The organism is Prochlorococcus marinus str. SB (assembly GCF_000760115.1).
GTDB classification, from domain to species: domain Bacteria; phylum Cyanobacteriota; class Cyanobacteriia; order PCC-6307; family Cyanobiaceae; genus Prochlorococcus_A; species Prochlorococcus_A marinus_D.
Map to the genome: position 1 here is coordinate 194,814 of NZ_JNAS01000001.1, position 20,979 is coordinate 215,792.

A 20,979-nucleotide genomic window follows, 5' to 3' on the forward strand; every position below is an offset into this window, starting at 1 on the left:
ATTTAATAAATAAATTTTTATAAAACACCACGTGAGGCTAATCCTAAGATTGCTCCAATTCCGAAAATATGACCTAGGCAATTAGCACCTACAACTGATGCGTGACTTAAACCACCATAGAATTTTGAATTAGGTATTTCAAAACCTTCGTTAGGTTTTCTTATTGTTGCTCTAGCAATTGCATAAGCTAAAACATTACATGCAATCATTACGACGGCACACTTTGGAGACCAAGAAAAAGTTGCTGGATCTGCAGCTGCAAATAATGTAGTAAACATAAAAGATCGTTATTTTTATATATTCTCTAATACTTTTACCTAAAAAACACAAAATTGTAAAAGGTCTTAAGAGTTTTTTACTTCTAAGTTATTTAACAACTTTATAAAACCGAACAAAATAACAAAATCACTTAGAGTTAAGAAGGATTCTGCAAATCCATGTAGAAAGTCCACCTCAACAAGGGTTTTATCATAGTAATTTAGTGTGAAGATAGATACCAATATAGTTATGAATACGAATAAAACAGTTAAGGAAAATCCTGTTTTTACAAAAATATTAACGGATTTGATTTTATATAAGTAAAACAAAAAAATTGCATATGGAAATATAGATGATGCGAACAAAGCTGTATTGTCAATTGAGGCTAATTTTTCTATAAATTTAAAAAATAAATCATTCATAAGTCTCTTCCTTTTTAAAAATAGTGAATGATGCGAGAGCTAATGTTGAATTACCAATGAATGTAAATATCCCTTGAAGCGTTACTAATCCATACAATACATCTTGATTATCATAGATATGCCAAGTGATCGCACACATAGCACCTATTAAGTTTGGGACCATAGCGAGGCTTAACCAAAAAAATAAATTATATTTTTTATATTTAGAAATTTTTTTTATGACAAAAATGGCAACAATCCATTCTATTACTGATGAGATATGTATAAACCAAGTTCCAAATGAAAGTTCGTGCAAAATTTATATTTTTTTCTTTAGTACATTAAGTACTTCTTTGGCATGATTTATAGGTAAAACACTTATCCATCTATAAGAAATTTCACCTTTTGGAGAAATCAAAAAAGTATTTCTATCAGAAAATGGAGGAATCCAAGAACCGTATTTTTCGCTAATAATTCCTTCAGGATCGGATAATAAAGTGTAGTTTATAGATTTTTCGCTGCAGAAACTTTCATGAGAATCTTGATTATCAGCACTAATACCAACAATTTCGGCATTATATTTTGAAAAATCTTTTTTTAATTCTGAAAAACCTTTAGCTTCAAGAGTGCAACCTGCTGTAAAGTCCTTTGGATAAAAATACATAACAAGCCACTTACCTTGATAATCATTTAATTCCCAAATATTTTTTGATTTTATATTTTTATTAAAACCTTCTAATTGAAAGTTTGGAGCAATATCTCCAACTTCAGGAGCAAAGTCAAAAGCGATTGCTGAATTACTATTAAATAAAAAAATAAAAGATATAAATATACTTACAACTAAATTTCTCATCAAATTTAGAATTTTTTTAAATCAACCCCATTTGATTTGGCAAATTTATCTAAACCTACTTTTTGTATAGACTTAAGTGATTTGGTGCTAATTTTAATATTCACCCATTTTTTGCCTTCTTCCCACCAAAGTCTCCTTTTTTGGAGATTAACTTGTTGCAATTTTTTTGTACGAATATGTGAGTGACTCACTGCCATCCCGTTATTAGCTTTTGCACCTGTCAGTTCGCAAACTCTTGACATATTTATTGAGTTATATCTTTAAAAATTCTAACACATGACTCAATTTGTTGAATTAAGTAATTCTGAAATTAATTCGGCATTATTATTTTGTAAATTAATTATCTGTTCTTGATCTAATCCACCAACGGAAAGCTTAGCCATATCGTAGACATGATTAGCAATTTTAGAAGCTAATGGATTCTCAATAGGATCTTTTTCATCAATAATTATTTTGTTGCCTGTGATTTTATTAAGACCAACAATAAGTGGATGTTCTTTGTTAATTAAGAGCACATGATATTCAGGTAAGCCAGGCATCTTTTGTTCCATGTAAGCACCCATATCATTAATTCTTCTCATTTGTTCTGGAAGCAAGATCATCGCTGGTGGAGCATCTTTACTTGAAAGTGACTGCACTTTAACTGTTACTTTCTCATTGTTAAGGGCCTTAACTATCGTATCTCTAAGATTATCTGAATTTGATTTGCCATCCTTATCTACAATTTCTTTAGATTCTTTTTCTTCTAGTTCATTTATTTCTGAATCTACTCTTTGGAATTGATAATCTTCTTTTTTACTTTCCAGCCATGGAAGAATTTGTGAGTCAATTAAGGGATCAGATTTAATAACTTCTTTGTTATCAGATAAACAGATATTTAATGCACTAGATTGTGCAATCAAATCTGAACAATAAATTATTTTTTTAGAATCAGTTAATTTATTCCGCTCTTTGTAATTTGCGAGAGTTGTGAAATATTTATCATTGGACTTGATGAGGGATTTATTTTCAATATCTTTAGTTACGTCTTTCTCTGAATTTAAAATTGTTTCGAAAATTATACTGTTATTAACTAAATCAGCAAATTTTTCATCTTCGATAGCACCAATTTTAATAAAAGCAGAGATTGAATCCCAAATTTCAGCATAAAATTCTGGAGAATTTTTTATCAAATCCTTCAGTTTATTAGCAATTTTTTTTGAGATAAATGATGATATAGACCTTACTTTTCTATCTGTTTGTAATGCACTTCTACTAACATTTAGAGGTATATCTGTAGAGTCAATAACTCCTCTTAGAGGTAAAAGGTATTTTGGAACTATCTCTTTAATTGAATCGCTTACGAATACTTGATTGCAAAATAGTTTTATTTCTCCCTTTTCCCAATCAGCTCTACCTGACAACTTTGGAAAATACAAAATTCCTTGTATGTCATATGGGTAATCTGTATTTAGATGAATCCATAAGAGTGGATCTCCCTGGAAAGGATAAAGGTATTTATATAACTCAATATAATCTTCATCTTTTAATTCACTAGGTTGTTTTCTCCAAGGAGGATTTTTCTTATTGAGTGTCTCTCCTTCTAATAAGACATCTATTGGCATAAAATCACAATATTTTTTTATTAGTGATTTAATCCTTTCAGGCTCGATAAACTCTTTTTCTTCTTCAAGTAGGTGAAGAATAACATCTGTACCAATTGTTTCTCTTTCAGATTCTTCTAACGTGAAATTTGGTGAACCATCACAAGACCATTTGAAAGCTTTTGATTCCCCAATTGCCGACTTAGTTAATATATCAACTCTATCTGCCACCATGAAACTTGAATAAAAACCTAGTCCAAAATGACCTATAAATTCATCATTATCTTTTTTGTATTTTGTTAGGAATTCTTCAGCACTAGAAAATGCAACTTGATTTATGTACTTCTTAATTTCTTCATCATTCATTCCAATTCCATTATCGGAAATTGTTAATGTATTTTTCTCACGGTTAATTGTTATTTTTACTTGAGCCTCCTCAGTATTCTCGCAATCACCTGCCATAGAGGCCATTCTTCTTTTACTAATTGCGTCAACACCATTACTAACAAGTTCTCTTAAAAAGATTTCATGGTCAGAATATACTGCCTTCTTGATAATTGGGAAAATATTTTCGGTATTAATACGAATTTCGCCTTTTTCCATTTAAAAAATATCAAACATATTAAATACTATTTCTTAAAAACTTGTTAATCAAGTTTAATTAGGAGTATTGTCCGAACAATATTTGAATTTTAAAACTAAATAAACTTTTAAAAGGTTTTATTTAACCCACAAAATCTCACTACAATTGTTTTCTTTCATAATTTGATTGGCTTTAGCCAAGTCATCACATGGATTTAAATGTAAGACGGCAATGTTTCCTTTTTTTTGTTGTTCTTTTTGTTCATTCATACCTTTTTCTAACAAATAAGAATCTTTAAACATCAATAAAATCTTTTTTTTATCTGTCTTTTCTTCCTTAATTAAATTTCTTAAAATGTCTACTGAAATTGTAAATCCAATCCCATTAAATATTTTCTCATTAGGACTAAATGATCTTACTAATTCATCATATCTTCCACCTTTTGCGATGACGCTTTTATTTTTACCATTATCCCCTATTAGTTGAAAAACTATTCCTTCATATAAATTCAAGTGAGGTTGAAAAGTGGGATCAAGTTGTAATTTAACACCATATTTATTTGATATTTTTGATAATGTTTCAAATAAAAAATTTAAGTCATCTAATGTTTTACTAGTACCATATATAGTTTTTAATTTTTTTAATATTGCAATTGGCTCTCCTCGTGTGAATAAAAGATCTTTAAGAATATATTTATCATCTTCATCTATTCCTAATTTAGATAAATTATCTTGATCAAAATTAACCAGACTTTTCTTAATTTCTTCAAAATTATTATTCTTATATTTGTTCAGTATCAAGTCCATTATTTTTGTGGTGCTTACTAGTAGAAATAAATTACAACCATCCTTCAAATTAATATTATCGATTGAATCAAACAAAATATTAATAACTTCAATCTCTGGGTATTTTGTATCATATCCAATTAATTCAATTCCACTCTGCAATTTTTCTTGTAACTTAAATGAATTTTTATTATTTTGTTTTTTATCAAAAACCATTCCATTGGTGAATAATCTTATAGGTCTTTTCTTATTTATTAATCTAGTAGATGACAATTTAACAATAGATGTTGTCATTTCTGGCCTAAGACATAATGAATTATTACTTACTATTCCTACAACCTGATTTTCATCAATAACGCCACGGCCTTTTATGGTTTGTAAAGTATTTATAAATGAGGGTGAAACCTCTTCATATCCCCAAAGTTTATAAATACTATTTAAATTATTAATAATATTTGAATTATTTTTTACATCGACTAATTTAATTTCCTTTATATCTGACATTTTAATAGTTAACTAATTTTAGGTATAGAGATTTTTTTTAAATGGAGAAACTTTATCTAGTTCATTTTTTATTTCATTCTCAAGGCTGGGAGAACAAGCTAAAATTCTTCCTGAACTTAAATTAAATTCGCCTGATGGATAATCAGAAATAATACCACCAGCCTCTTTAACAATAATAGCACCGGCCGCTAGGTCCCATGCCTCCAATCCTCTTTCCCAATATCCATCTACCTTACCTGCCGCAACAAATGCTAGATCAACTGCTGCTGCACCTCCTCTTCTAACGCCTCTAGTTTTATGTGTTAAATAACAAAATTCAGCATAATTATTATCCTCTGTCTCAAATCTGTCATAAGAAAAACCAGTTACAAGTAGACTATCAGAAAGATTAGAAGGATTCGATACTTTAAGTTCACTATCATTGCAGAATGAGCCTAAACCTATACACGCTGAATATAGTTCATTTAAATAAGGTACTGATATAGCGCCTATTATTGGCTTATTTTTATACACAAGACCAATAGAAGTCCCAAAAAAAGGATATCCATGGGAATAATTTGTTGTACCGTCTAATGGGTCTATACACCACGTTAAATCCGAAGATTTGGTTAATTTACCCGATTCCTCTGCATTTATAGATATGTTTGGTGTCTTTTCTAATAAATATTCTTTTATTTTATTTTCAACTTCCAAATCTACATTGGTAACTAGATCACCTTTTCTACCCTTTGATGATATTTTCTGAATTTTATTGTAATTAACTTTTAAAATTTCATTACCAATTTGAGCGGAATTCTTGGCTATTTCATACAAAATGGATAAGTTTACTTGATTTGCAAGTTCCTCTATTTCACTTAATTCAAACATGCTAGTTAATCTTCCTCAAATTCCCAAGGTGGCGCAACTCTTGTATTTCCCCTGCCAAAATATTGTCCAAATTGTAAATCGTAAACTTCATCTTCATATGTAGTTTCTACCTCAAGATCTGAAGTTGCTTTAGCTACACAAAGAAGTGCATAACCATTGTCTTTTAATGCCTGAGATACACCCATGGCTTCAGGTTGATGCAAAGTACCAGATTTAATTTTAACTGCACAACTTGTACAGCAACCATTTCTACATGAAAATGCAAGTTTGAAACCTTTCTTTTCAAATTCCTTAAGTATGTAGTGGTCACTATTAACCTGCTCTTGATAGACCTTTCCGGTTTCTTTATTTTTAATCGTGACTGTGAAAGTCTTTTTCAATTAACTTTCCTCTAGAATGGGATGATCAAGGGTTAAAATAGTTATCTTGGGAGAGGTGGCCGAGTGGTTGAAGGCGCAGCACTGGAAATGCTGTATAGGGGCAACTTTATCGAGGGTTCGAATCCCTCTCTCTCCGTTTTATATTAGTTTATTTTGGTTAAATACATCAACACCTTTGTCTTTAAAATATCTTCTAAAATAAATAGGAATCTTATTAGCAAGTTATAAATAATCTTATTTATTTAAATTAAGTTGAAAATATTTAATTTTTATTATTATATGTAAATATCCAAGATAAAAATTTACTTAAATTATTATTAAATTTTGCTTTAATTTAGCAATCTAAAATCATGGGGCAAATAGTTGGAATTGATTTAGGTACTACTAACTCTGTTGTAGGAGTGATAGATGCTGGACGTCCAATTGTTATTGCAAATTCTGAGGGTTCTAGAACTACACCTTCAATAGTTGGATTTACAAAAGACAAGGAAATCGTAATAGGAGACCAAGCGAGGAGACAACTTGTTCTAAATCCTAAGAATACCTTTTATAACCTTAAACGATTTATTGGTAGTGACTGGGATGAATTAGATGAGAATAGTATTTCTGTTCCTTATAACGTTAAGGCAAATACCAATGGAAGCGTTAGGGTTCTTAGTCCAAATACAGAAAGAGAGTATGCACCGGAAGAATTAGTGAGCTCATTGATTAGAAAATTAATTAATGATGCTGAAACTTATCTTGGAGATACTGTTGATTCTGCAGTTATTACTGTCCCTGCTTATTTTAATGAATCTCAAAGGCAAGCTACAAAGGATTCTGCAATATTGGCTGGTATTAAAGTAGATAGAATTTTAAATGAACCTACTGCTGCTGCTCTAGCTTATGGCTTTGAAAAAAGTTCTTCTAATAATGTTTTGGTTTTTGATTTAGGAGGAGGAACATTTGATGTTTCATTATTGAAAATTTCAAATGGTGTATTTGATGTTAAAGCCACTTGTGGTGATACCCAGCTAGGAGGAAACAATTTTGATTCAAAAATAGTTGATTGGCTTGCAGAAAAATTTCTAGTTAAACATGAAATTGATCTAAGAAGGGATAGACAAGCTTTACAGAGATTAACTGAGGCTGCTGAAAAAGCTAAATGTGAATTGTCAGGATTACAAAAAACAAAAATATCTTTACCATTTATCACAACAAGTAAAGAGGGACCGTTACATATTGAAGAAACCTTAGATAGAAAAATATTTGAATCTTTATCACAAGATTTACTTGATAGATTACTGGAGCCTGTGCAAATAGCTTTAGATGATTCTGGATGGAATGCAGAAGATATTGATGAGGTAGTTCTTGTAGGTGGCAGCACAAGAATCCCAATGGTTCAACAATTAGTAAAGACTCTTGTTCCAAATGATCCTTGTCAATCTGTTAATCCTGATGAAGTCGTAGCAGTTGGAGCTGCGATACAATCTGGAATTATTAGTGGTGATTTACAAGATTTACTATTAAATGACGTTACTCCCTTATCTTTAGGTTTAGAAACTATTGGTGGTCTTATGAAGGTACTCATTCCTCGTAATACGCCAATACCAGTTAGACAATCTGATGTTTTTAGTACTTCCGAAGCTAATCAATCATCAGTTGTTGTTCAAGTACGGCAGGGAGAAAGGCCTTTAGCCTCTGAAAATAAATCACTTGGAAAATTTAGACTATCAGGAATACCTCCAGCTCCAAGAGGAATACCGCAAGTCCAGGTAGCTTTTGATATTGATGCTAATGGTCTTTTAGAGGTAAGTGCAACTGATAGAACAACAGGAAGAAAGCAAACAGTTACAATCTCTGGAGGCTCTAATTTAAATGAACAAGAAATAAATTCGATAATTGAAGAAGCCAAAATAAAAGCTAATGAAGATAGGAAGATAAGAACTGTAATTGATAGAAGAAATAGTGCTTTAACTCTTATTGCGCAAGCAGAGAGAAGACTTAGGGATGCTTCATTAGAATTTGGTCCTTATGGTGCAGAAAGGCAGCAACGAGCTGTTGAATTAGCCATTCAAGATGTTGAAGAGTATATTGATGACGATGATCCTCAAGAATTAGAACTTTCAGTAAGTGCCCTACAAGAAGCATTATTCGGTTTAAACAGAAAATTTGCTGCTGAAAAGAAATCTGATAATAATCCTCTACAGAGCATTAAAAATACATTTGGATCATTAAAGGATGAACTTTTTTCAGATGATTATTGGGATGATGATCCTTGGGATAATCAAATGAATAGAAATTATAGAAATTCGAGGTATGGTAATTCTAGGGACGATGATCCATGGGACAATGACTACTTCCTCTAAAAAAGACTATTTGTCGATTTTGGGTTTATCCCCTGATTTTGATGATAAAGAACTTAAAAAGGCTTTTAGAAGAGAAGCAAGAAAATGGCATCCCGATTTAAATAAAAATGATCTTAATGCAGAAGAAAGATTTAAATTAATTAACCAAGCATACGAATATCTTCGTGATCCGAATATAAGAAAAAATAGTTCGGATGAAAAAAATATCAAGGATGATTACGAAAATAATTTCAAGACAGGTTTTCCTGATTTTCAAGATTATCTTGATTCATTATTTGGATATGAATACTCTCCAAAGAACTATGAGGAATATGATGATGAACGATTTGAGGATGAATTCAGAAATACAGATAATGATGAATTTAACAATTTTCAATACCCAACAACTTCTCCAGAAGAGCCGCCTCCAGTAAAACTCCACCAAGATATTGAAACAGTTATTGAACTAACTCCTGATGAGGCCTTAATTGGAGCTTCAATTTTAATTGAGCTTGAAGATGAAACTGTAGTAGAAGTTGATACACCACCTTTTGCTGGAGATGGATGGAGATTAAGACTTGAAAATATTGCAAGAGGAGGTAAGGATCATTATCTACAGTTAAAAGTTCAAACGGAAAGTGGTCTAAGAATTGACGGTTTAAGAGTTCTTTATAAATTAGAGTTATTTCCTCATGATGCTCTTCTTGGTTGTGCAGTACAGGTTCCTACCCTTGATGGAAATGTCACACTTCAAGTCCCACCAAAATCATCTACGGGCAGAATGTTACGTTTGAAAGGGAGAGGTTTAACTTTTGAAGATAATGTAGGTGATCAATATGTTGAAATCATGGTAGTGATACCTGCTGACATTAATGATGAAGAAATTGCTTTATATACAAGATTACAAGAATTATCACTTTCTGATTCTTAATCAAATATTATAAAATTAGAAAAATAGATACTTATGGACATATTTGTTCTTTTATATAATTCAGGAACAGGCAAGGAAGGAATTCATTCAATCGAACTAAAGGGAAGGACAATTGTTCTCATGTTTGAAGAACAGGATGATGCAACAAGATATTGTGGTCTACTAGAAGCTCAAGATTTTCCTTTGCCAACAGTTGAAATGATCAACATAGAGGAAATTAAAGATTTTTGTATTAAATTAGATTATGAATACAAATTAGTACAAAAGAATTTTGTACCTAAAACACCAGAAGATAGGTTATTAATTTCACCACCCCAGAAAAACCTAGAAATTGAAAATTGGGAGGAAGACAAAAATAGCAAAAATGATAATATTGATATAAATACCATTAAGGAAAACCTTGAAAAGTTGCTTTAGCTATTAAAATATCATTGAATTATTAAACAAATAAATATGACAACTGCATTATTTGAGACAGAAGTTGGAAGCATTAATGTTGAATTTTTCCCTGACGACGCACCAAATACAGTTAAAAACTTCACGAAGTTGATTAGTGATGGTTTTTATGATGGTTTAGCATTTCACAGGGTTATTCCTGGATTTATGGCTCAGGGTGGATGTCCAAATACTCGTGATGGAGCATCTGGTATGCCAGGAACTGGAGGACCTGGATATAATATTAAATGTGAAATCAATTCCAATAAACATCTAAAAGGTTCACTTTCAATGGCTCATGCAGGAAAAGATACAGGAGGTAGTCAGTTTTTTATAGTTTATGAACCACAGCCTCATCTTGATGGAGTTCATACTGTTTTTGGTAAGACAGATGATATGGATGTAGTGCTAAAACTCACTAATGGGTCAAAAATTCTAAAAGCAACTTTAAAATAGAATTTTAGCCTTCAAAAACAACACTAAATGTCTCTTTATCCAGATTAAATTTTCTTGTAGATGAATATAATAATTCATTATTAATAGTAAATTTAGTATGGATTAATTTTATGTTATTTTTTGGGTGTAATGCCTGTTCAATATTTCTAGAAACAATAATTCCAATCTTTGTACTATTTTGATAATTGGATAAAAACTGAATAAATAATTCTATATTTTTTATTTCTTCATCAGTAATGTTGGAATTGATTCTATTCTGATCATGCAAAATTCGCCATACTAATTTTGGTCGATTCCAAAAAGCCAATAATCTTGGTGTACTCTCTAGTTTAATATTGATGTTATTTTCATTACAGAATTTAATAACATTATTTTTTATTGGAACTAGATCAATAGATTTATATTCTCCGTCAAGAAAAATTGAAATAAATGGATCAATATTACTGGAATTTGGATTATCTTCATCAATCATGTGGCCTAATTTCGTTTTTTTTACACTTAAATATTCTGCATTATTATCGTTTGGACAAATTACTAATGGAACTCTCTCAATAACCTCTATTCCATAACCACCTAATCCAGCAATCTTTCTAGGATTGTTTGTAAGTAATTTTAATTTTTTTATCCCTAGGTCGGTTAATATCTGTGCTCCAACTCCATAATTTCTAAGATCAGCTGGAAAACCTAATTTTTCATTAGCTTCAACAGTGTCTAATCCACCATCTTGTAAACTATATGCTTTTAATTTATTTATTAGACCAATACCTCTACCTTCTTGTCTCAAGTAAACAACAACCCCCTCTTCCTCCTTTTCTATCCTTGATAAAGCCGCCTCTAACTGGGGTCTGCAATCACAACGCAATGATCCAAAAGCATCGCCAGTTAAGCACTCTGAATGCATTCTTACAAGTACAGGTTCACTTAATTTCGAAGATTTTTGTTTAACTAATGCAACGTGCTCTGAACCATCTAGATCATTAACATATCCATAAGCTTTGAAATTACCAAAAATACTTGGAAGAACAGCATCAGATTTTCTAAATACAAATCTCTCAGTTTGAAACCGATAACTTATTAGATCAGCTATTGATATTAATTTCATTCCCCACTGTTTTGCATACTCTTTTAGTTGAGGGAGTCTTGACATAGAACCGTCAGGATTTTGTATTTCACAAATAACTCCAGCGGGATAAAGACCTGACATTGCAGCAATATCTACTGCCGCTTCGGTATGACCTGCCCTTTTTAATACTCCACCTTTTTTTGCTCTTAATGGAAATATATGTCCTGGCCTCCTTAAATCATCAGGTTTTGTATTTGGATTTATAGCAACTTGTATTGTCTTTGCCCTGTCTTCAGCGGAAATTCCTGTAGTAACATTATGTTCAGGTCCAGCATCAATTGAAACTGTAAAAGCTGTTTGATTTTCATCAGTATTTCTATCTACCATTAATGGTAAATCTAATGAATCAAGTTTTTCACCTTGCATCGCTAGGCATATAAGACCACGGCCCTCAGTAGCCATAAAATTAATTTGCTGTGGAGTTGCAAACTGAGCCGCACATATTAAATCTCCTTCATTTTCTCTTCTTTCATCATCTACAACAATTATGCATTCACCATTTCTTATAGCAGCCAACGCATCGCTGATAGGATCAAATTCAATTTTAAAAGATTCATTTATATCCAAAATTGTTCCATTATTTGATTTGGGACTTGTTTCTTTCATTATTCCTATCAATATAGAAAAATAGTGTTTTAGTTACCTTAAATTCAACACTTTATAATCCTATCTCAAAGTCTGCCAATTCAAAGAAATGAATGTTGCAATAGTAGGTGCTACAGGTTACGGCGGTATTCAAGCGGTAAATCTTTTAAAGAAAAATAAAAAATACAAAATTTCATTTTTAGGAGGTAATAAAACATCTGGATCTAAATGGAATGATAATTTCCCTTTTATTTGTCTAGATAATGATCCTTATATAGAAGAAATATCCGTAGATAATATTTCAAAAAATGCAGATGTTGCTTTGCTTTGTTTACCAAATGGCTTATCTTCAACATTGACAAGGAAATTATTAGATAGAGGACTTAAAGTTATTGATTTATCTGCTGATTATAGATACAAGTCTTTAGATGAATGGAAAAAAGTATATTCCAAAGAAGCTGCTATTTATAAAAGGAATGATGATGATTTATGTAAAGAGGCAGTTTACGGTCTTCCTGAAATAAATAAGGAAGCCATTTCAAAAGGAAGATTAATTGCCTGTCCAGGATGTTATCCAACATCTGCTCTTATTCCATTAGCTCCTTATCTCTCTCAAGGAATTATTGAAAATGAAGGTATAGTTATTGACTCTAAAAGCGGAACCTCTGGAGGTGGTCGAGAACCAAACCAAAAGCTACTCTTATCAGAATGTGGAGAAGGTCTATCAGCATATGGATTAATAAACCATAGACATACCTCAGAGATCGAGCAAGTGGCATCTTTAATTTCTGGAAATAAAATTGAACTACTTTTTACACCTCATTTGGTTCCAATTTCAAGGGGAATGCATTCGACAATATATGGAAGATTAAGAGATCCAGGATTAACTTCTGATGACTGCAGAATTCTTTTGGATAATTATTATAGAAATTTCAAAAATATTAAAGTCTTACCTGTAGGTACATTCCCATCAACAAAATGGGTTAAAAATACAAACCAAATTTTTCTTTCTGTCAAGGTTGATATTCGAAACGGAAGGATTATTATTTTATCTGCAATTGATAATTTATTAAAAGGTCAGACTGGGCAAGCAATTCAAAATTTAAATATTATGAGTGGATTTTCAATGGATGAAGGTCTTGATTTAACTAATAATTTTCCATAAAATTACTTCTTATCAAAAACCCAGCTTGAGAAATTGAGTGAGGTAAAATTTTATGCTCAAGCATTTGTATCCTTTTGGAAAGTGATTCAATATCATCATCATCTCTTATTGACAATGCAGCTTGCATTATCAATGCTCCACTATCAACCTCTTCTTCTACAAAATGTACTGAACAACCAGTTATTTTTGAACCATTTAATATAGAGTCCTTTATCGCAGAACCGCCTTTATATGCTGGAAGTAATGAAGGGTGAATATTTATTATCTTATTCTTAAATTTATTAATAAAAAATGGAGTAACAATTTTCATCCAGCCTGCCATAACCACAAGTTCAACATCGTAATGAATTAAATTATTTACAATTTCTAATTCAAAAGCTTCTTTTTGCAGAAAGTCTTTGCCTCTTATAATTTTGTGTGGTACTTTTTTACTTTCAGCTCTTTTTATACAACCAGCTTCTTCATTGTTAGTAATTAGAACTTTTATATCTATATCTAATTCTCCTTTTTCTGAGAGATTAATTAATTCCTGAAAGTTTGTTCCTTTCCCAGAAGCAAGTACACCTATTTTTAATTTAGGGGAAAATCTTCTAAATTCAGATATCTCAGGCGAAATTATGTAATTAAATGATCTATCCAAAATTTTTTTATTTTATCTAATGATAAATTCATATGAAATAAAAAAAACCCTCAAGTTTAATTGTTTATATTCAAAAACATATTTATTTGAAGATAATAATTTAAACAAATTTAAATGATTCAAATCTATGTACTATTCGTTTAGATATAATTGAATAATAAATAAAAGAAACAAATATATAAAATGAATGGAGATTTAAACTCTTGGGATAAATTTTGTAATTATCTTTGGTTTGATAAAAAATTAAATATTTGGTTAGACATAAGTAAAATTAATTTCACAAGTAAAGAGATAAAAAATTTAGAAGATAAATTTAAAGATGTTTTTTCCTCAATAAAAGAATTAGAAAATGGTGCAATCTCAAACATTGATGAAAATAGACAAGTTGGACATTATTGGCTTAGAAATCCATCAATTTCACCCTCTTCAAAAATAGGAGAAGAAATTAGAGCAGATATTAATTCAATCTCTGAATTTGGAAAAAAAATTTTAAATGGGGATATTAAGAATAAGAATAATCAGCTGTATACTGATGTTCTATGGATAGGAATTGGTGGAAGTGGTTTAGGACCATTACTTATTACAGAGTCACTGCAGAAGTGTTCTAAAGGCTTAAATTTTTCTTATATCGATAATGTTGATCCTTTTTTAATTAGCGAAAAGTTAGAAGAGTTATCTCAAAAATTATCAACAACATTATTTGTAGTAGTAAGCAAATCAGGTGGTACGCCTGAACCTAGAATTGCTATGGAAATTATTAAAAGTCACTGCGAAAACAATTCTCTTGAATGGAATTCTAATGCTATAGCTATAACTATGAAAGGTAGTAAGTTATTTAAAAAAGCTACTTTTGAAAATTGGTTAAAAATATTTAATTTGCAAGATTGGGTTGGTGGAAGAACTAGTATTACAAGCTCTGTGGGATTACTTCCATTAGCTCTTATTAATGAAAATATCTCTGAATTTATCAGAGGTGCATCATTAATGGATGAAGCCACACGTATAAGTGATTTTAAAAATAATCCAGCAGCACTATTATCATCCGCATGGTATTTAACTGGTGATGGTATTGGAAAGAGAGATATGGTCGTATTACCTTATAGAGATAGGTTACAGGTTTTTAGTAAATATCTTCAGCAATTAGTAATGGAATCATTAGGAAAGAAATTTAATAGGAATGGTCAAGTAGTTAATCAAGGTATTTCCGTTTTTGGTAATAAAGGATCTACAGATCAGCATGCTTATGTTCAGCAACTTAGAGATGGTATTGATAATTTCTTTTGTATTTTTATTGAATTATTAGATTCTCCATCTACTAATATATTTGATGAAAAAGAGAATCCTAAAGAATATCTTTCTGGTTTTTTGCAAGGAACCAGATCAGCACTCTCTAGTGAAAACAGACAAAGTATCACTATTACTCTAGAAAAGTTAAATTGTTTTTCACTAGGTGCCTTAATCGCTTTATTTGAGAGGGCTGTATCCTTCTACGCTGAATTGGTAAATATAAATGCATATGATCAACCTGGAGTTGAAGCTGGAAAGAAAGCAGCTGCAAATATTATTGAGTATCAACAAAAAGTAAGTAATTTATTAGATGAAGGTGGAGAATATTCTATAAATGACATAACATCTTTATTTGATAATTCAGTTAGTGAACCTATATTTTTTATACTCCGTGAAATGTGTTTCGGTAATGATAATTATTTAGTTAAGGGCGATTGGTCAAATCCAAATTCATTAGTTATTCAAAAAATAAATTCTTAAACAACAATATTCATTATTTTTCCTTTAACAATAATTATTTTTCTTATTTCCTTATGTTGAGTCCATTTTAATATGTTAGGTCTTTTAAGAGTCAATTCTTTAATTTGATCTTCACTCATATCATTATTAATATTTACTTTGTCTCTAACTTTTCCATTCACTTGTATTACTAGTTCATATGAATCTTCCTTTAGTGCCTCGGCATTAAAGGAAGGCCAGTGCTCTAAATGTACAGATTTTTTAAATCCTATAAGATGCCATATTTCTTCTGCAATATGAGGTGCAAATGGAGCCAACAAAATACAAAATGTTTTTAAAGCATCAATTTTTAAATTATTGTTTATGTCATTAATGGAATTTGATAATGAATTATAAAACTTCATTAGTTCTGAAATCGCAGTATTAAATTGGTTATTTAATATGTCATTTGAAATTTCTTTTATAGCAATATTCATTGACTTTATTAAACTTTTTTCTTTATCTGGATAGGAATTAGATTTACTATTTATATCTTTTGCACAATTTACATAAAGCTTCCAAATCCTACTTAAAAATCTAAATTGTCCTTCAACATCTGTATCTCCCCATTCCAAATCTTTTTCTGGTGGTGCTTTAAATAATATAAACATTCTTGCTGTATCTGCTCCATATTTTTTAATTACTGATTCAGGGTCTATTCCATTATATTTAGACTTAGACATCTTCTCGAACAGAACTTCGAGTTTAGAATTGTCAATTGGATCTGTAGGATTTGATAAGTCAGTAATATCGGAAGGAGAAACATATTTACCAGTTTTATTGTTTTTATATGCTGCGGCCTGAACCATTCCTTGCGTTAATAGTTTTTTGAAAGGTTCATCAATATCAAATAATTCATTATCTCGCAAAGCTTTAGTGAAAAATCTTGCATATAACAAATGCAATATTGCATGCTCTACTCCTCCAACATATTGATCTACAGGTAACCACTTATTAATTTGATTCTTTTCAAATGGCTTAGTTGAACATTTTGAAGATGGGTATCTTAAAAAATACCAAGATGAACACATGAAAGTGTCCATTGTATCAGTTTCTTTTCTTGCCGCTATTCCACATTTTGGACATGTTGTATTTATCCAATTATTATTATTACCTAAAGCATTAATCTTGTTAGCGGAGATTTCTATATCTTTTGGTAATGAAACAGGCAAATCAGATTGCTTTAAAGGAACAGCTCCACATTTTTTGCAATTAACGATGGGTATCGGACATCCCCAATATCTTTGTCTAGATATTAACCAATCTCTTAAACGATATTGAATTTTATTTTCGGCCCATCCATTATTTACTCCCTCCTCTGCAATTTTTAATTTAGCAATAGTATTTGCTATACCATTGTATTGATTTGAATTAATTAGATATCCATTTTCTACATAAGCATTATCAAGCTGATTACTTTGTTCACTTTTATTCTTTACTATTACCTGTTTAATATCTATATTGTTTTTCTTAGCAAACTCAAAATCCCTTAAATCATGAGCAGGCACACCCATAACAGCGCCGGTACCGTATTCATCAAGAACATAACTAGCCACCCAAATAGGTATAGGTTCAGAATTAACTGGATTTATAGCTATTAAGCTAGTTTTTATTCCAATTTTTTCAAGTTCATTATTTTTATTATTTTTCAAATATTGTTTAAGATTTTCTATATTTTGTATGGTTTCTTGATCAGTAATTTTTTTAATTAATGAATGATTTACAGAAATTGCTAAATAAGTAACTCCAAATAAAGTATCTGGCCTTGTTGTAAATACAGTTATTTTCTTTTCCGGATTGGTATTGATATTGAAATTAATATTTGCACCAATTGACTTTCCAATCCAATTATCTTGCATTATTTTTACTCTTTCTGGCCAGTTATCTAATTTTTCTAAATCCTTCAATAACTCATCTGCATAATTAGTAATTCTTAAAAACCATTGCTTTAATAATTTTTTTTCAACTACTGCCCCAGATCTCCAAGATTTACCCTCTGAGTCAACTTGTTCATTCGCTAGGACTGTATTATCTATAGGATCCCAATTAACTTCTGATTCCTTTTGATATACAAGACCTGACTTGTATAACTCTAAAAATAGATATTGGGTCCAAATATAATAATTTTCATCACATGTTGAAAATTCCCTATCCCAATCAACAGATAGTCCCAAAAGCTTTAATTGTGACTTCATATGAGAAATATTTTTTTTAGTCCAGACACTTGGACTAATTCCTCTTTCAATAGCAGCATTTTCAGCAGGCAAACCAAATGCGTCCCAACCCATTGGATGTAAGACAGATTTACCCTTAAACCTTTGGAATCGAGCTATTAAGTCTGTAATAACATAATTCCTAACATGTCCCATATGAAGATTACCTGAAGGGTAGGGAAACATTGATAAGGCATAAAACTTATCGCTATTCTCAGTTAATTCATAGGTTTTGTATAAATTGTTTTCTGTCCATATTGACTGCCATTTTTTTTCTATTTCAGATGGATTATATAAATTGGTATCAGCCTCATATTGTTTATCGGGAGAAATCACTTAATTTTTATTTGTTAAATTATTATTTTAATATCCATTGTATAAAATAGAAATAGATTGTTAAAAGGAATAATTTATAATTAAAATTTAAGATATATGATTTACAAATGAAAAATATAAGTTTTGAAAAATATCAAGGTAACGGAAATGATTTCGTAATAATAGATTCTAGAGGAAATGAATTATATAAAAATTACAAGACAAATAAAATATTTGATATAAAAAAGATTTGCAACAGGCAATTTGGTGTTGGAGCAGATGGTGTGATTTTTATAGAAGAACCTAATAATGATAATTATGCAAAAATGATAATTTTTAATTCTGATGGTTCTGAAGCACAAATGTGTGGAAACGGAATTAGGTGTTTAGTTGAGTATCTCCACGTAAATGATTCAATGAATAATAAAAATATAGAATATAAAATTGAAACTAAAGCAGGTTTAAAAATTGCAAAATATATAAATGATGAAATTGCAGTAAAAATGGGAGTTCCAATTTTAGAATGTCAAAATATTCCAACAACAATTGAAAAAAAAATAAATTCAATTCCTTCACACGAATTTATTGAGAATGATTTTAATAATATGGGTTATGCCGTAGGAATGGGAAATCCTCATTTAATATTCTTTGTAAAAGATATAGAGTCAATTGTTCTTTCCAGACTAGGACCTATATTTGAAAAAAATGAATTATTTCCTGAAAAAACTAATGTGCATTTTTGTCAAATTTTAAATAGAGATAATATCAAAGTAAAAGTATGGGAAAGGGGTGCAGGACCAACCTTAGCTTGTGGAACAGGTGCCTGTGCTATCCATGTGGCAGCTTATAAATTAGGCCTTTGTAATTCACAAACCATAGTAACCTTACCAGGAGGTAATCTTAAAATTGATTGGTCAAAAGACGATTGTGAAGTAATGATGACCGGTAATGCTAAAAAGGTTTTCTCAGGATCAATGTTAGTAAATTAATGGAAAATAATTTTATCTATTTAGATAATGCATCCACAACTCCATTATCTGAGAATGTTTTAAATATAATTAATTCAACTTATAGGAATTATTGGCATAACCCTTCATCTACATATGAGCTAGGGATAAAATGCTCTACATATCTTGAAAAAATTAGATCTAAAATTGCTTATATATTTGAAGCAGATCCAGAGGATATAATTTTTACATCTGGTTCTTCGGAATCGACAAATATTGTATTTAATAATATTTATGAGAAATTTAAAAATGGTAGGGTTGTTATTTCAAATGTTGAACATCAAGCAACAACTATTTGTGCTAATAAATTAAGAAAACAAAATTGGGATATTTACGAATGGACTGTAAATAATAATGGAATTTTAAATATTTCTAATATCGAAAATTTTTTAAACAATGATACTAAGCTTGTATCAATTATTTGGGGACAAAGCGAAATTGGGACAATACAACCTGTCCAATTTATTGGTTCTAAATGTGAAGAATTAAATATAATGTTTCATTTAGATGGAACCCAAATATTAAGTAATGGAATATTCAGTTGGAAAGATCTTAAATGTGATTTTCTAAGTTTATCCGCTCATAAATTTGGAGGTCCAAAAGGGATCGGTATTCTTTTAACAAAAGAAAAGTCTAGAAAAATTTTAAAAAATAATGACATATCACTTACTCAGGAATTTTCAATTAGACAAGGTACACAAGCTTTGCCATTAATAGCTGGAATGTATGAATCACTAAAGAATATTGAAGGAAAAATAAAATTATATGATTATATAACTGAATTTCCTTCTAATGATATTAATAAACTTAAAAATTATTTTTTTCAAAAAATTAAGGATAATAATCATATAAAGATTACGGGTAGTATTAACCATAGACTCCCCAATCATATTTCGTTTTTACTATTAAATAAACTATTTGAGCCTATAAGGGCCTATAAGATTGTTAATTTCATGTCAGAAAATAAAATAGCCATAAGTAGTGGAAGTGCTTGTTCAAGCTCATCTGGTAAACCTAGTTCAACACTTAAAAATATTGGTTTAAAAGATGATGAACTATATTCAAATATTCGTGTTACTTTAGGTTCAATAAATAATAAGTCAGAAATAGATAAATTTTTAGAACTTATTCAAATATGTATTGAAAAATTTTAATGGAAACCAATTACAAACTACCTAAAGATTTAAATGAATCTCTTAAGAATATGGAGGATGCAATTATTCCAAGTTTATTAGATTCAAATAAAAGATTTACTATAGAATTTAATTTTGAAGGGTTGAAGTTTAACAGAATTGGAATAACTATCTACAAGATATTGTCTAAAAATAATAATGTATTCATAACATTTGCTGATCAAGGTTCTGTGGCTTTGGCTCAAAGAGACTATCCTGATATCAAAGATAAAATCTTTACTTTTAAATCATTTAATGAATCAAATAATATAAATAATATTGATAGTGTAATGATATCGATACTACCTCAGCCATATGATTTCGATTCATTTGAACCAATGTCTGATAATTATCAAGGCACGCATTATTCATTAAATCCAAAATTTGAAGATGCCAATATTGGTATAGGAAGTGTTATTAGAGAGCGACGTAAAAACTTTGTCAAAACATGGAAAAATATTTATTTTCTGCAGCCTTTAAATAAAGCTGCTCTTATGCATATTTATCCAAATAACTGGTTGCTTTTCAAAGAAGAAAATAAAAGGTATTTTTTTAAAAAAGAATTTGAAATTAAACCCGACAATGAATCTATTTTTGTAAATTTATAGATT

The 20,979-nt window shown here is 30.1% G+C and carries 21 protein-coding genes and 1 tRNA gene; 10 read left to right on the forward strand and 12 right to left on the reverse strand.

The annotated features are described in order from the left end of the window. Window positions 1-17 precede the first annotated feature (17 nt). The 9 genes from psaK to EV02_RS07385 all read right to left on the reverse strand — a co-directional run bounded on the left by psaK (window position 18) and on the right by EV02_RS07385 (window position 6,214). Window positions 18-278: a photosystem I reaction center subunit PsaK gene (gene psaK / locus EV02_RS07425; protein WP_032518888.1), complete on the reverse strand. Its 261-nt coding sequence runs from the start codon at window positions 276-278 to the stop codon at window positions 18-20. Window positions 279-344: 66 nt separating this feature from the next. Beyond that, window positions 345-680, reverse strand: a complete 336-nt coding sequence (locus EV02_RS07420) for a DUF3593 domain-containing protein (protein ID WP_032518889.1) — start codon at window positions 678-680, stop codon at window positions 345-347. Next, complete coding sequence (locus EV02_RS07415; RefSeq protein WP_032518890.1) at window positions 673-975, reverse strand: DUF2499 domain-containing protein; 303 nt, start codon at window positions 973-975, stop codon at window positions 673-675. The genes EV02_RS07420 and EV02_RS07415 overlap by 8 nt, the downstream gene beginning before the upstream one ends. 3 nt (window positions 976-978) lie before the next feature. Then, window positions 979-1,512, reverse strand: a complete 534-nt coding sequence (locus EV02_RS07410; protein WP_032518891.1) for a peroxiredoxin — start codon at window positions 1,510-1,512, stop codon at window positions 979-981. Between the two features lie 5 nt (window positions 1,513-1,517). Beyond that, window positions 1,518-1,754 carry a 50S ribosomal protein L28 gene (gene rpmB, locus EV02_RS07405; protein ID WP_032518892.1) on the reverse strand — a complete coding sequence of 79 codons (237 nt, stop codon included), beginning with the start codon at window positions 1,752-1,754 and terminating at the stop codon, window positions 1,518-1,520. A gap of 39 nt (window positions 1,755-1,793) precedes the next feature. After that, complete coding sequence (gene htpG / locus EV02_RS07400) at window positions 1,794-3,698, reverse strand: molecular chaperone HtpG (RefSeq protein ID WP_032518893.1); 1,905 nt, start codon at window positions 3,696-3,698, stop codon at window positions 1,794-1,796. A 117-nt stretch (window positions 3,699-3,815) separates the two neighbouring features. Beyond that, window positions 3,816-4,967 (reverse strand): ATP phosphoribosyltransferase regulatory subunit, encoded by a 1,152-nt coding sequence (locus EV02_RS07395; RefSeq protein WP_032518894.1) that lies wholly within the window; start codon window positions 4,965-4,967, stop codon window positions 3,816-3,818. A gap of 18 nt (window positions 4,968-4,985) precedes the next feature. Then, entirely contained in the window at window positions 4,986-5,834 is an 849-nt protein-coding gene (locus EV02_RS07390; protein WP_032518895.1) for an inositol monophosphatase family protein, read from the reverse strand. 5 nt (window positions 5,835-5,839) lie between these two features. Beyond that, window positions 5,840-6,214 (reverse strand): 2Fe-2S iron-sulfur cluster-binding protein, encoded by a 375-nt coding sequence (locus tag EV02_RS07385; RefSeq protein WP_032518896.1) that lies wholly within the window; start codon window positions 6,212-6,214, stop codon window positions 5,840-5,842. Window positions 6,215-6,263: 49 nt separating this feature from the next. Here EV02_RS07385 and EV02_RS07380 point away from each other — a divergent pair. From EV02_RS07380 to EV02_RS07360, 5 genes are all read left to right on the forward strand, one after another. After that, window positions 6,264-6,350: transfer RNA gene (locus EV02_RS07380), tRNA-Ser, on the forward strand. A 214-nt stretch (window positions 6,351-6,564) separates the two neighbouring features. Then, window positions 6,565-8,562, forward strand: coding sequence for a molecular chaperone DnaK (gene dnaK, locus EV02_RS07375; RefSeq protein ID WP_032518897.1), 1,998 nt, complete (start codon window positions 6,565-6,567; stop codon window positions 8,560-8,562). Further along, window positions 8,513-9,472, forward strand: coding sequence for a DnaJ C-terminal domain-containing protein (locus tag EV02_RS07370; RefSeq protein ID WP_032518898.1), 960 nt, complete (start codon window positions 8,513-8,515; stop codon window positions 9,470-9,472). The genes dnaK and EV02_RS07370 overlap by 50 nt, the downstream gene beginning before the upstream one ends. A gap of 33 nt (window positions 9,473-9,505) precedes the next feature. After that, entirely contained in the window at window positions 9,506-9,889 is a 384-nt protein-coding gene (locus tag EV02_RS07365; protein ID WP_032518899.1) for a DUF3110 domain-containing protein, read from the forward strand. Between the two features lie 36 nt (window positions 9,890-9,925). Continuing rightward, window positions 9,926-10,363 (forward strand): peptidylprolyl isomerase, encoded by a 438-nt coding sequence (locus EV02_RS07360; RefSeq protein WP_032518900.1) that lies wholly within the window; start codon window positions 9,926-9,928, stop codon window positions 10,361-10,363. Between the two features lie 4 nt (window positions 10,364-10,367). On the opposite strand, the gene ribBA is transcribed toward EV02_RS07360, so the two are convergent. Then, entirely contained in the window at window positions 10,368-12,092 is a 1,725-nt protein-coding gene (gene ribBA / locus EV02_RS07355; RefSeq protein ID WP_032518901.1) for a bifunctional 3,4-dihydroxy-2-butanone-4-phosphate synthase/GTP cyclohydrolase II, read from the reverse strand. Window positions 12,093-12,180: 88 nt separating this feature from the next. Here ribBA and argC point away from each other — a divergent pair, with 88 nt between their 5' ends. Beyond that, window positions 12,181-13,236, forward strand: a complete 1,056-nt coding sequence (gene argC / locus EV02_RS07350) for an N-acetyl-gamma-glutamyl-phosphate reductase (protein WP_032518902.1) — start codon at window positions 12,181-12,183, stop codon at window positions 13,234-13,236. Here argC and purN read toward each other — a convergent pair. Beyond that, a complete protein-coding gene (purN, locus tag EV02_RS0108565; protein WP_032518903.1) occupies window positions 13,220-13,876 on the reverse strand; it encodes a phosphoribosylglycinamide formyltransferase in 657 nt (218 codons plus the stop codon). The genes argC and purN overlap by 17 nt on opposite strands. Window positions 13,877-14,059: 183 nt before the next feature. Between purN and EV02_RS07345 the strand changes: the two genes are divergently transcribed. Next, on the forward strand, window positions 14,060-15,643 hold the full coding sequence (locus tag EV02_RS07345) for a glucose-6-phosphate isomerase (RefSeq protein WP_032518904.1): 1,584 nt from the start codon (window positions 14,060-14,062) through the stop codon (window positions 15,641-15,643). On the opposite strand, the gene leuS is transcribed toward EV02_RS07345, so the two are convergent. Further along, on the reverse strand, window positions 15,640-18,210 hold the full coding sequence (gene leuS, locus EV02_RS07340; RefSeq protein ID WP_032518905.1) for a leucine--tRNA ligase: 2,571 nt from the start codon (window positions 18,208-18,210) through the stop codon (window positions 15,640-15,642). The two genes, EV02_RS07345 and leuS, sit on opposite strands and share 4 nt — an antisense overlap. 107 nt (window positions 18,211-18,317) lie before the next feature. On the opposite strand from leuS, the gene dapF reads away from it, so the two are divergent. From dapF to EV02_RS07325, 3 genes are read left to right on the forward strand one after another with little or no spacing between them, the layout of a single operon-like run. After that, the gene (dapF, locus tag EV02_RS07335; RefSeq protein ID WP_032518906.1) at window positions 18,318-19,178 is read left to right on the forward strand and encodes a diaminopimelate epimerase; all 861 of its coding nucleotides are present in this window, start codon (window positions 18,318-18,320) and stop codon (window positions 19,176-19,178) included. Then, a complete protein-coding gene (locus EV02_RS07330; protein ID WP_032518907.1) occupies window positions 19,178-20,350 on the forward strand; it encodes a cysteine desulfurase family protein in 1,173 nt (390 codons plus the stop codon). Before dapF ends, EV02_RS07330 begins: the two co-directional genes overlap by 1 nt. Then, complete coding sequence (locus EV02_RS07325; protein WP_032518908.1) at window positions 20,350-20,976, forward strand: DUF1995 family protein; 627 nt, start codon at window positions 20,350-20,352, stop codon at window positions 20,974-20,976. Before EV02_RS07330 ends, EV02_RS07325 begins: the two co-directional genes overlap by 1 nt. Window positions 20,977-20,979 lie beyond the last annotated feature (3 nt).